The organism is Mastigocoleus testarum BC008, assembly GCF_001456025.1.
In the GTDB taxonomy this organism is placed as follows: Bacteria; Cyanobacteriota; Cyanobacteriia; order Cyanobacteriales; family Nostocaceae; genus Mastigocoleus; species Mastigocoleus testarum.
The window spans coordinates 69,279-81,883 of the sequence record NZ_LMTZ01000123.1 but is presented as its reverse complement, the minus strand read 5'-3'; the positions used below and the strand labels follow the sequence as shown (position 1 = coordinate 81,883).

Annotated in this window: 8 protein-coding genes; 6 read left to right on the top strand and 2 right to left on the bottom strand. The window is 35.3% G+C overall.

Annotated features, from left to right (window positions below; translation table 11 throughout):
• Positions 1 to 682: 682 nt before the first annotated feature.
• The 4 genes from BC008_RS32050 to BC008_RS47785 all read left to right on the top strand — a co-directional run bounded on the left by BC008_RS32050 (position 683) and on the right by BC008_RS47785 (position 8,072).
• Positions 683 to 1,303, top strand: a complete 621-nt coding sequence (locus BC008_RS32050) for a hypothetical protein (RefSeq protein WP_027847065.1) — start codon at positions 683 to 685, stop codon at positions 1,301 to 1,303.
• 344 nt (positions 1,304 to 1,647) lie between these two features.
• Positions 1,648 to 3,339 carry a GH3 auxin-responsive promoter family protein gene (locus BC008_RS32045; protein ID WP_321170098.1) on the top strand — a complete coding sequence of 564 codons (1,692 nt, stop codon included), beginning with the start codon at positions 1,648 to 1,650 and terminating at the stop codon, positions 3,337 to 3,339.
• 662 nt (positions 3,340 to 4,001) lie between these two features.
• Positions 4,002 to 5,396 carry a GAF domain-containing sensor histidine kinase gene (locus BC008_RS32040; protein ID WP_058184211.1) on the top strand — a complete coding sequence of 465 codons (1,395 nt, stop codon included), beginning with the start codon at positions 4,002 to 4,004 and terminating at the stop codon, positions 5,394 to 5,396.
• Positions 5,397 to 5,789: 393 nt separating this feature from the next.
• Positions 5,790 to 8,072: a caspase, EACC1-associated type gene (locus BC008_RS47785; RefSeq protein WP_082650683.1), complete on the top strand. Its 2,283-nt coding sequence runs from the start codon at positions 5,790 to 5,792 to the stop codon at positions 8,070 to 8,072.
• A gap of 52 nt (positions 8,073 to 8,124) precedes the next feature.
• Here the strand turns inward: BC008_RS47785 and rsmH are convergent, their stop codons facing one another.
• On the bottom strand, positions 8,125 to 8,994 hold the full coding sequence (gene rsmH, locus BC008_RS32030) for a 16S rRNA (cytosine(1402)-N(4))-methyltransferase RsmH (protein WP_027844926.1): 870 nt from the start codon (positions 8,992 to 8,994) through the stop codon (positions 8,125 to 8,127).
• A 310-nt stretch (positions 8,995 to 9,304) separates the two neighbouring features.
• Between rsmH and BC008_RS32025 the strand changes: the two genes are divergently transcribed.
• Both BC008_RS32025 and BC008_RS32020 read left to right on the top strand, forming a co-directional pair.
• Positions 9,305 to 10,489, top strand: a complete 1,185-nt coding sequence (locus tag BC008_RS32025; RefSeq protein ID WP_027844927.1) for an NAD(P)H-quinone oxidoreductase subunit H — start codon at positions 9,305 to 9,307, stop codon at positions 10,487 to 10,489.
• A 450-nt stretch (positions 10,490 to 10,939) separates the two neighbouring features.
• Complete coding sequence (locus tag BC008_RS32020) at positions 10,940 to 11,470, top strand: GAF domain-containing protein (RefSeq protein ID WP_027844928.1); 531 nt, start codon at positions 10,940 to 10,942, stop codon at positions 11,468 to 11,470.
• Positions 11,471 to 11,553: 83 nt separating this feature from the next.
• Here BC008_RS32020 and BC008_RS32015 read toward each other — a convergent pair whose 3' ends face one another.
• A complete protein-coding gene (locus BC008_RS32015; RefSeq protein ID WP_063800840.1) occupies positions 11,554 to 12,543 on the bottom strand; it encodes a sulfite exporter TauE/SafE family protein in 990 nt (329 codons plus the stop codon).
• Between the last annotated feature and the right edge of the window lie 62 nt (positions 12,544 to 12,605).

Sequence of the window (12,605 nt, the reverse complement as noted above, 5' to 3'; positions counted from 1 at the left end):
TTTTGGAACACTGCGAGAAGCCATGGAGCATGTCTTGACTTTAGCGTCCTAGCTAACCTGGCGGTTGCTATAACTTGCCGAATTCGCACCACAGACAATGAGATTGTGTCCCAAAACTTTATGATCTCGCAATGACAATTCCTGGTTTGCAAGCCTTACATTTTTTGCTCTAACTTGTGCTACATTAGGGATAAGTCATATTTCAGATTAACGCGACACATAGAACTCTTGCTTCCATGTATCGCATTGGTTCTAACAGGAAAAGCATATTTATAGGTAATACGCCTGATGTAATTCTTGTAGGGTCATTTCATCTTAGTGGCTATTAATGTCTTTGTTTTTAAAGACAGACAATAAAAAAACCCCCGTTGCCGTCAAATTCAACGAGGGTGTTTAATACAGGAATAAAATAAGTGTATCACAATAAAACTATTTTGTGATGCATGTTTTAGCATTTTTTACAAAAATGTAGTCAAACAAAAAAGCTAAAGTGTAGAAATGCTTGAAGCTTTTTCCCGATATTAAAAACCACCTAGTCTTCATTGAAAAACAGTGAATAGATTGGGTGGTTTTTGTCATTTGGAAATTTATTTAAATGTGGGGTTTTGGGTTAAATCAAATTACTGCAAGTTGTCAGATTAACCATTAGTGGATAATTGAGATACTTTCTATTCAAAATTCTATGACACTCCTGAGTACAATACTCTCATTCTTCCCAGCTTTGGTAATGTTTGCAGCGCTTGCTTCTTTCCTGTGGCTTTGTTTTTCTCCAGGAATCTTTAGTATTATTGCTCTTATACTTTCTGTTTACGGATTTCCCCTACTAACATATAAAATACACAATTATTTCTATCCCCTAAAAGAAGGAATCAGCTATTTACAAGGTACAGAATATTCACCTTGGTGGGGGAGTCATCAAATTCAAAATATATACATTACCTTTCCAGCTTTGGAAGCAGCATTACGTTTAATTCCTGGTGCTTTCTCTTTATGGTTGCGTCTGTGGGGTTCAAAGGTAGGTGAAGGTATTTACTGGACGCCAAAAATAGAAATTGCAGATCGAGGATTACTCGAAATTGGCGATCGCGTTGTTTTTGGTCATGGTTGCGGAATTTTATCCCATGCAATTAAACCAAAAAAGCAAAATTTATTACTATATGTCAAAAAAGTCAAAATTGGTAATTATGCTTTTATTGGTGCAGGTTCTTACTTGGGTCCTGGAGTTGTAATTGAAGATGAAGAATTTGTACCCGTGAATAGCCATGTATATCCGAATAAACAATTTAATACTGAACTAATATAAAGTTCAACATTCCACCTAGCAGTTATTTTCATTAGTTTTGTTAGCGGATCCGTAAGGTAGCGCAGCTAGAGGCTCAGCCGACGCCGCAGGCTCTAGCGTGACGTTAGCCATTGGCTTTGTTTTACCACAAAACTCGGTAGAGACGTTGCATGCAACGTCTCTACAACCCATCATAATCGATGAAAAGAACTAAATTCCCAGGCTAATAGGAAAAGTCTGATGAATCAGACTGAATAAGGTTTACAGTGGGTTTTAAGCTACTTACTATTTGAGCCTTGTTCGCTAGAGCAGCAACACTTTAGTGTTGAAATTTATTTCAAGGTGGTCTTTTGGACTAAATAAAATTGCTGCAAGTTACCCATTACCCATTACCAATTACCCATTACCAATTACCCATTACCAATTACCCATTACCAATTACCAATTACCAACTAATGCAAATCCTAATTAAATTATTTAGCAAACTTATTTACCCCATTAACCACAAATTTGTTAAAGCATTATCAAACCCAAAATTTGCACAACAAAAAGTAAAACAAGATATAGTTAAAAATCTAATTAAAAGTGAGTATGGTAAATCTTTAAATATAAATTCAATTGATGATTGGGAACGTATTCCAATTGTGGAATATGACGACATTAAAGAATGGATTATCAAACAACAGCAAACTCAAAAGTATTTACTGACAAACGAACCTGTAATCTTCTATGAGAAAACATCTGGAAGTCGCGGTGCTGCAAAATTTATTCCCTACACTAAATCTCTGCGTCGTTCCTTTAACCAAATGTTTTGTATTTGGGCTTACGATCTAATTATAAATGGACCTCGATTTTCTACAGGTAAGATATATTTTTGTATTTCGCCTAATCTTACAACTAAAACTAATTCATCAGGAGAAAATAGAGCGAAAATTGGTTTAGAAGATGATTCAGAATATTTAGATAACTGGTTGCGCTGGTTATTGAGTCCTTTTTTGGTTAGTGTACCAGGAATAAAAAATATCCAAAGTGCGGATGAATTTAAACATAAACTTGCACTTGCATTATTAGCAACAGAAAATTTAGAAATTATTTCAGTCTGGAGTCCAACTTTTCTCAAAGTTATTCTTGACTACATTCAAACTCATCGTCAGCAACTATGCGCAGATTTAAAAAATAAGATATCACCCCAAAGACATTCCATACTACTTTCACAAAAAACAGATAACAAACCAGAACAAATTCCTTGGAACTTACTTTGGAAACAATTAAAGTTAATTTCTTGCTGGGATAGCGTTAACGCTGCTGATGGTGCAGAATTTCTACGCTCCTTATTCCCCGGAGTCTTAGTACAAGGAAAAGGACTCCTCGCAACGGAAGCACCAATGACAATTCCTTTAATTCCAGCTAGGGGATATGTCCCAGTGTTAAATGAAGTATTTTTCGAGTTTGAAGATGAAAACAATCATATTTTTCAACTCCACCAATTAAAACAGGGAAACACTTACGAAATAATTATTTCCCAAAAAGGAGGACTCTATCGTTATCGTATTGGCGATCGCATCCGCGTGACCCATTTTTATCAATCTACACCCTGCTTAGAATTTCTCGGACGAACTCAAGAAATTAGCGATCTAGTGGGGGAAAAGTTAAATTCTCAGTTTGTACGTGAAACTTTAGAGAGTTTACCCTTGGAAAGCGCAAGCTTTAAAAGCTTAGTTCCGGTCAAAGAACCACAAGAACATTACATCTTATTGTTAGACAAATTGGAGATAGATGCCAATATTATAGATTCCAATACTATAACTACAAGCTCCGCAGCTGAAATCGCACAAAAGCTAGATACAGCTTTACAGAAATCACCCCAATATCGTCACGCAAGACTTCTTGGTCAACTGCAACCAGTAAGATTGATTGTATCCTCACAAATACCAGAAATTATTGCACAGTTCAAAACTCAATCTGGAACAAAATGGGGTGATTTAAAACATGAAATTCTTGTAACTACACCAATAGCATCAAAAGTCTTAGAGCATTTAATGGATTTTCATGGATGATTGAGAATTTCTATCGTTTGTAACCCGAAGGTATCTTAACCAAATTTTACGCTCAAAAATATGAATTCTGGTCACATTGTGCTATTACCCGATTACCAACTTTTAATACTTGTTAGAGAACAAAGTTTAAAAAAAATTTATACTTATCAACAAATTAGAATTTGTTCTTTATGATGGGAACAACTCAGCTTTATTAATTTTCCTAGGAAGGCAAAACAGTAATTTTAGTTACTATGATTACTGTAGTCAATACGGAAAAAATAATAAGCACCTTGGGATAACCATTGCAAGCTGATAAACTAAGGTAATTATAAATTATTTCATTCGTACACTTTGAACAGAAAAATCTTGTCCCTGTCTTATTTTTAACACCTGTACCTGGCAAAAAAGATACAATACTTACTTGGTTAGATTTCTGATTTTATCTATCAATGTTGATTTTATTGTTATTTTGTCTGTAGGTTAATTGGAAAGTTATCCAAACCATTTCAACAAATCTTCCCAAAAAACGATTGAGAAGGTTTGTGAACAAATTTCTATTGAAAATTCTTAAAATGTCGCTTAAAAAAGCGTAAGTTCCAAACTCATGAATTTTTATTGGTGGTATTTGAGAATATCACCAACAAATAACAATGATTCTTAGCAAATAACAGTAAGGTATTGTGAGGGCAAAATCAATATCCCAACAGCAACTTTACAAACCGGAAAAACTCCAAAGGTTAACCAATCTTTTTAACGAGCGATTAACTGACTCAACCGGTTTATTTAGGCTAATGGTAAGTGAAATTGGCAAAGTTATTGACGGTGCTCAATTTTGTTTTATTTGTTTGTATAGTGCTCAAGCAGATAGTTTGGATTGGACTGCAAGTTTTGGTATTAGTTTGGAACAGTTCCAACTTTTTCAGCAAATCAATGATGAAACATGTTTGTTGAAAAAAGTGTTCGTAACTGGGATTCCTTTGATACTTCAGGCTGATGATAATAAAGATGGAGTAATTGTAGCAGATTCAGGTCAAATTGCGACAAATAATTATAAGGAGCTAAATTATTTATCTTCTGGGGATATACCTCCTCGTAATGTTTATGCTTTGACAATAGATTCAGCCCAAACAGGACCTTTGGGGGTACTGGGTGTTGGTAGCAGAGAAAAATCTATTATTTTAGATCGCAAACAGCAAAACTTGCTTGCAGGGATTAGTGAAGTGGTAGCGATCGCAATTAATAATGCTAGAACTATCGAATCTCTAGTTAAACGAGAAAGCAGTTTAGCCCAAGAAAATGAGTTATTAAAAAAGCGAAATCAAAATTTAGAAAAAAGCAGACATCATATCCAGTTGCAGAATCTTGAGCTTTTAGAAGTTACCCAGCAAAAATATCAATTTTTGGCGACAACATCCCATGAATTGCTGACTCCTTTAAATGTAATATTAGGTTTAGCACAAGTTTTATTACGCCAACGCAGCTATAGTTTATCAAAACAACAGCTAGAAATGGTGCAAAGGATTTTGAATAATGGCAATCATCTACTGACAGTAATTGATGATATGCTTTGCTTCGCTAAAGTAGAAACTGGTAATTTATCTTTTCATCTTGAAGAGCTTAACTTGACGAATTTGATTGTTACCCTTGTTTCAGAACATCGTCCTTTAGCGGAACGAAAAAATTTAAACTTAAATTTTCAAATCGAACTCATAAATCCCATCGTATTCAATGACAAAATTCGCTTAAAACAACTTCTAGTCAAACTTTTATTGAACGCAATTAAATTTACTGAAGCTGGTAGCATTAGAATTAAAGCTTGGGAGATTAACCAAGAAAAGATTGCGATCGCAATTGAAGATACAGGTATCGGTATTTCTGAAACCGATTTAAAGTATATTTTTGAACTATTTCGCCAAGTAGATCAAACAACTACCCGCAAATATGGTGGTACGGGTTTGGGTCTAGCTATTAGCAAATCCTTGGTGGATATCATGCAAGGTAAGATTTACGTTCGGAGCGAACCAGGTGAAGGCTCTAGTTTTTGCGTTGAGTTACCTAGAAAAATTGAGCATTGAGCGCCCAAATTGCGAATTAAGTTAAGTGAACAAAAAAATAAACTGTTAAATCAAAGCAAAACATCTATCTCCATACAATCACTATTTTTTCAGAGCCAGTAGGTCGGATCGAGTATTGGTGGAAAAAATTATTCTATAGTCAAAAAATAACACAAGAGCATCAGTGTATGCTATTATAAGCAGTTTAATAGCTGCATAAATATGAAGTTAGTGAATCTAATAGCTGTCATCATGGCAGTTCCAAACACACCTTAGCAAGACTGCTTGGGTAACAAAACTATCAAGATAAAAGTTAAAGTTCCCCACGGGAAAAGAATTAGAAATTGAAGCAAATATAAGAAAAAAACTTGCATTAGTAGTGCAAGCAACACAAGATTTTTTAGATGTATAGATATGGTCACAAACAGCAATCCTAAGAAAGTAGCATTACTGATTGGGATAAGTGAATATGAGTCTGGATTTACCCCTCTTCCTGGAGCGATAAAAGATGTGAAAGCAATGCAGCGAGTTTTACAGGATTCAAAGATAGGTGGGTTTAATGAAGTCAAAATCCTTGCAAATCCTGATGCTCAATCTATGAGGGAGGAAATAGAAACTTTTTTTTCCGGTCTTAATAAGGAAGATTTGCTGCTGTTGTATTTTTCTGGACATGGAATCAAAGATGATCGTGGTAGATTATATTTCTCAACCAGAATCACTCGTAAAAATCCAAATAATCAACTAATCAAATCAACTGCTGTTGCTGCAAGTTTTGTTCACGATCAGATAAATAACAGTCGTTCTAAGCGACAGGTAATAATCCTTGATTGTTGTTTTAGTGGAGCATTTGACCTTTCATTAGTAACAAAAGACGATGGATATGTAGATTTAGAGGGTCAACTAGGTGCTGAAGGTCGAGTTGTTCTTGCATCTTCAAGTTCGACTCAATATTCCTTTGAGCAGCAAGGAGGAGATATTTCAGTCTACACACATTACTTGGTAGAAGGAATAGAAACTGGGGCTAGCGATCTAGATCGAGATGGTAAAATTACTGCACGCGAACTCCATCAATATACTTGCAACAAAATTGAAGAGAATGCTTTGAGTATGAAGCCAAAAATCATTGTATTGAAGGATAAAGGCTTTGATATTTTTATTGCTCAAACAAGTAATTTGACAACAGAAGAACAACATAAAGAAGTTCAAAACATGAACTTAACAGAAGTTAGCTTAGGAATAGCAAAACCATCAGGAGATTTGTATAGTCTAGAATCAAAAACATTTCAGTTGCATAACTTTCTGGAACCATATGAAGAATTAATCAGAAAACTAATCCGGCAACTTATAGATTTAAGAAGCAGTAATGCTAATAATTTTAATGGGGATTCAGAACATCAGATCTTAAATATAATTAGACAAACCTCCGAAGCAGACTTTGTTTTTATTCTAGGTATTGACAATCAAGATAAATGGTATTTAAAATCCCATAGCAATCTTGCCAATCATATAGGAGATGATTTCTATTACAATACTTTAAATTCAGATATTTTACCTAATATTTCGCGATTATCAATCTTTAATCCTGCCTATCACGGTATCTACAGATTGCATGAAGATAAAAATGGAATTGTCAAAGCATTTGTGATGGTGCCTTTGAAAGTTTTACCACAGGCAGAGGTAATAGTAGTTTGTGGTGTACCTCAAAATTCTTATCTTTTAGGAGATATATACGGAAGAATTTTATCAAGTTTTTATCATGCTTGCCAAAAATTATCATTTAATTATTTACTAGTCGAAGCAGCTATAATTGATGATTTAAAGAGAGATTTTGGATTTGTCGCAGCCCGTTTATATAATCGGAGATTCCAATTATTCTGCGATCGTCTTCAAGAAATGATTGTTCATTTTGAGCCAATTCTTAATCTAGACCCTAACAAACTATTTATCAGTAGTTGGGAGGCTTTAGCTAGGAATCCTGAAACTTTAACAGCTCCCATTGACCTATTTCAGGCTGCTGAAATGTGGGGAGCAAGGTTTACTATTGAACTAGATAGTTATTTTTTAAAGACTGCCGTTCTAAGTTATCGAGATGCGAGAAAAAAAGCAAGAGAAAATAGAGCGAAAGATATAGCACCATTATCAGTGAACGTATACCCAGAATCCTTAATTAGCAGTTCCTATTTCAAAACAGTTCGTCAGATTATCAAAGACAATTTTATCACCGCTAGCGACCTAATTTTGGAAATATCGGAAAAAACACAATTACCACAGTACAGTAATGGAATTAGTTTGAAAGACCCCTTAGCTTTTTTTAAGAAAAAATTACTAACATATGTCAGACAGTTAAAAATTAAGTTTGCAATCGATGATTTTGGTGTTGGTTATTCTTCAATATCTCGTTTTGCTGGATTGAAACCATCTCATTTAAAGATTGATAGAAATATTTTATATCATGATAAGAGCGACCTTCTTATCCGTTCTATTCTTGAATTAGTAACGGGAAATGATTTAAATCCACCTAGTGTAATTATTGAAGGCGTAGATGAAATGACACCAATTAGCTTATATCGTCTGAAAGAAATTGGCGTTAACTCAATTCAAGGATATATTGTTGCTAAACCCAGACCAGAAATTTATCGTTTAAGTCAAGATAAATATGAGAAATTGAGAAAAAAGATTTTAGAAGACATGAATTAGGAATATTGTACTACATAGCAACTGCAGAACTAAAATTTCTAATTTATACTAACTAATTATCCTTAATTCTTTCAGCAATTCTCAATTTAGCCGAACGTGAACGGGAATTCATTTTAATTTCCTCTTCTGATGCAAGAATTGGTTTTTTGGTCAAAACCTTGAGAAGTGGTGAATCCCGAAAACGATGTTTGACTATACGGTCTTCCAAGCTGTGAAAACTAATAATTGCGATTCTCCCACCGGGAACTAGAGAATGTGGCGCTTTTTCAATAAAAGTTTCTAAAGACTTCAATTCCTCATTAACTGCAATTCGCAGAGCTTGGAAAACCCGAGTAGCTGGATGAATTCTTCCGTGACGATATTTTGCATTAACCCCAGAAGCTATTGCTTGAGCTAATTGGGTGGTAGTTTGAAATGGACGTTGTTCGACTATCCTCCTCGCAAGACGTCGCGATAATCTTTCTTCACCGTATTCAAAGAAAATATTAGCTAGGGTTTTCTCATCCCAATGGTTGATTATTTCCGCTGCTGTTAGAGATTGACGTCGATCCATCCGCATATCTAAATCACCTTCATAACGAAAGCTAAAACCCCGCTCTGGCGAATCTAAATGATAAGAACTCACCCCAAGATCGGCGATAATACCATTGAACTTGGCTATGGGGAACTGATAATTGGCAAAATTGCTAGAAATAAACGTTATCCTTTGAGCGTATTCTACTAAAACTTTTTTGGCTGCTGCCAGAGCATCTTCATCTTGGTCAATCGCAGTTACTCTTACATCTGGTGCTGCTTCTAAAATTAAACAACTATGACCACCACCACCCACAGTTGCATCTAAATAATGTCCTCCTTGACAGATCTCTAAACCGCTAATTACTTCTCGACTTAAAACCGAAATGTGAGAAAATTCATTGGTCATTGGTCAATTGTCACTTGTGATTGTTTGTTGTTTATTGTTTACTCATCGGTGTTCGGGACTTACTGGTCGCTGCTCATCTAAAAAATGATAAAGGACAAATGACAAAGACAATTAAAAAGTTATGCATCAATATAATTAGAGTTAGTCAATCAAACTTAAACCCCTAAATTCTGCAGAACTCATCTGTTGAATTTGGTGATTATGTAACAAAAATATCAACATTACTTTGTTACTAAAAATCCGAGCTTAAAGCAAATTAAGACCTAGGGGTGAGTGAAAAACCGTTCATTTAGGGGAGAGAACTCTTTTAATGGCAAGAATTGAAACCAGAACAGAACCGATGGTGCTGAATATGGGACCGCACCATCCCTCAATGCACGGGGTTCTAAGACTGATTGTCACCCTCGATGGCGAGGATGTAGTTGATTGCGAACCGGTGCTGGGCTATTTGCACCGGGGAATGGAAAAAATTGCTGAAAGTCGGACAAATGTCCAGTATGTTCCCTATGTAAGTCGTTGGGACTACGCAGCAGGGATGTTTAATGAAGCTGTGACCGTAAACGCTCCAGAAAAGTTAGCAAATGTTTCTGTTCCTAAGCGTGCTAGCTACATCCGCGTCATCATGCTGGAATTAAACCGGATTGCGAACCACTTGCTGTGGTTTGGACCATTCCTGGCTGATGTTGGCGCTCAAACCCCTTTCTTCTATCAATTCCGCGAACGGGAAATGATTTATGACCTGTGGGAAGCTGCTACAGGTTATCGCATGGTAAATAACAACTACTTCCGCATTGGCGGTGTCGCTGCTGATTTACCATATGGTTGGATCGACAAATGTATAGATTTTTGCGATTATTTCCTACCTAAGGTAGATGAATATGAAAAATTAGTCACTAATAATCCTATTTTCCGTCGTCGGATCGAAGGTATAGGTGTTATTACCCGTGAAGAAGCTATTAACTGGGGACTCTCAGGTCCAATGCTACGGGCTTCTGGGGTGAAATGGGATTTACGCAAAGTAGATCATTACGAATGTTACGACGACTTCGATTGGGATGTACAGTGGGAAACAACCGGTGACTGCTTAGCCCGTTATATGGTACGGATGCGTGAGATGCGCGAATCCGTTAAGATTCTCCGTCAAGCAATAAAAGGTCTTCCTGGTGGTCCTTACGAAAACCTGGAAGCAAAACGGATGATGGAAGGCAAAAAGTCTGAATGGAATGGTCCAGACTATCAGTACATCAGTAAAAAAGTCGCACCTACCTTCAAGATTCCCAACGGCGAAATATACTCTCGCGTGGAAAGTGGTAAAGGTGAAGTCGGAATTTATTTGGTAGGTGATAATAATGTCTTCCCTTGGCGCTGGAAGATTCGTGCAGCAGATTTCAACAATCTCCAGATTTTGCCCCATTTACTAAAAGGTGTAAAAGTGGCGGATATCGTTGTGATCCTCGGTAGTATTGATGTAATTATGGGTTCAGTAGACCGATAAATTAATGGCTGAGTGGAGTTAAATCCACTCAGTTATTCATGACGATACTAAAATAGTGAACTCACAAAATTTATATTATTGGAATGTATTTATTCGAATTTATTAGTGATTATTCATTATCATCAAATCATAACTTAAAATTAATTTTTACCAAAACTAGTACCTACCAACACTAATACTTACTAACGCTAATACTTACGCAAATAATAATTCATAAAAAAACTGTAAAAAATACAACTACTGAGGACATATATTGGTATTTTTATAACAGTTAAAATTCATGAACTTGATATTTATTTGTAATTGAGAGTTGTTTGTAAGTCTAGAACTAACAATTCACTGTTCATCTCAAACAATTTTTTAGGGGTGAATTACTTGTGTCACAATCTAAACGTTCACAGTGTAAACGTAGCATTAACATAACTCATCAAACTTTACCTACCTAATACGATGGAAAATCTTAATCAACCCGAACGCAATAGGTATATAGATGTAGGTTTAGAAAAGGTTCTTAATCAAGTCAACCAAAGAATAGAAAGAGATGAGTTAATTATCAAAACAATCAAAAATCTTCGAGAATTACTCCAAGTTGATAGAGTCGTTTTATACTACTTTTATAGTCAATGGCACGGTCAGGTAATTTTTGAGTCTTTAAGTAAAGATGAGTATTCAATCCTTGGTTCCACAGGTCCAGATGAATGCTTCAATAATGAATATGCTGCGATGTATTTGCAAGGTAGAGTGCGAGCAATAAATGATATTGAAACTGAATCCATTCATGAATGTCATCGTGAATTTCTTCAGAGTTTAAAAGTTCGTGCAAACTTAGTAGTACCTGTTTTAACTGTCAAAAAATGTTTGTGGGGATTATTGGTTGCTCATCATTGTCAAGCAGTTCATTGTTGGTCGTCTTCAGATATTCAAGGGATGAAGAGGGGAGCAGAAGTTTTAGCTACATCTCCTTATGTTTCAGGAAATTGATTAATTAGGTGTTTAACTAATTGATGTCTAACTTATTATATATTCGAGCAATTAGATTTTTAATAAATTAGATAATCAGTTAATTAGATAAAATTATCTTTAATTTGTTGATATTTATAAACTTCTAATGCTTGCCAAAACATATAAATTGAAAGAGATACTAACAATATCCTGAAATAAAGACTAATAACTTTGTCGGAAAATTTTGGTAAAAACCTAGTACTAATCTGGGCTCCAAGTAGTCCACCAAAACCAAGAATTAAACCCTGCACAAATAAAATATTACCACTGATCCCATGACCGATGCTAGCAGAAATTGCCGTAATAACAATGACGCCCAAACTATTTTGAATTGCGACTTTGATAGTTTCTTCTAGCAAAAGCATTTGTAGGGGTACCATAATTACCCCACCACCAATTCCAAATAATCCTGCGAGGGTACCAGCTAAACCTCCTGTGATAAATCTTGCAGCTGTGGAATTGATTTTTAATTTTACACTTTTTCGCTTTCTTCGTTCTGAGCTTGCAGTTTCTGAACTTATAGCTTTTGAATTTATAGCTTTTGAACTAATAGCTTCCGAACTAATAGCTTCTATTTGTGTTATTTCTGAATGTGAATTTTTTGGATATATTATTTGCGACTGTGTAACTTTAACTTCTTGTTTTATATTTTCATTATTTGCTTTTTTCAGACTTTTGCGCAGTTGCACTAAATAAATATTAGCGAGCAACAATAAGCCAAAGCAAATTAACAAAACAAATTCTGGAATAATGTTTGCCAAAAATACTCCTAATTGAGCAGTAAATAGCGCCGGTAATCCTAGATAAAGTACTTGTTTGAATGAAATAAAACCCATGCGCCAATTCTGAATGCTACCAGAGGTTGCTGTAATTACAATTGCAAGACTGCTAGTCGCAACGGCTTCAATAGTAGTAAATCCTAATGCTTTTTGTAGTGGAACCAAGACTGTACCACCACCAATTCCCAGAAAACCAGCTAAGATACCTGATAATAATCCACCACCAAGCAAGATTAACCAGCTTTTCAATAACAATAAACTAATTACGTTCATTGGTACTTATAAATTCACACACTATAAATTTAAAAACTATCAACTCATAAACTATAAATTCA

What these genes read in the sequence shown, in the direction of transcription:
- BC008_RS32050 (WP_027847065.1), top strand. Translation starts at nt 683, where the DNA reads ATGACACTCCTGAGTACAATACTCTCATTCTTCCCAGCTTTGGTAATG.
- BC008_RS47785 (WP_082650683.1), top strand. Translation starts at nt 5,790, where the DNA reads ATGGTCACAAACAGCAATCCTAAGAAAGTAGCATTACTGATTGGGATA.
- rsmH (WP_027844926.1), bottom strand. Translation starts at nt 8,994, where the DNA reads ATGACCAATGAATTTTCTCACATTTCGGTTTTAAGTCGAGAAGTAATT.
- BC008_RS32025 (WP_027844927.1), top strand. Translation starts at nt 9,305, where the DNA reads ATGGCAAGAATTGAAACCAGAACAGAACCGATGGTGCTGAATATGGGA.
- BC008_RS32020 (WP_027844928.1), top strand. Translation starts at nt 10,940, where the DNA reads ATGGAAAATCTTAATCAACCCGAACGCAATAGGTATATAGATGTAGGT.
- BC008_RS32015 (WP_063800840.1), bottom strand. Translation starts at nt 12,543, where the DNA reads ATGAACGTAATTAGTTTATTGTTATTGAAAAGCTGGTTAATCTTGCTT.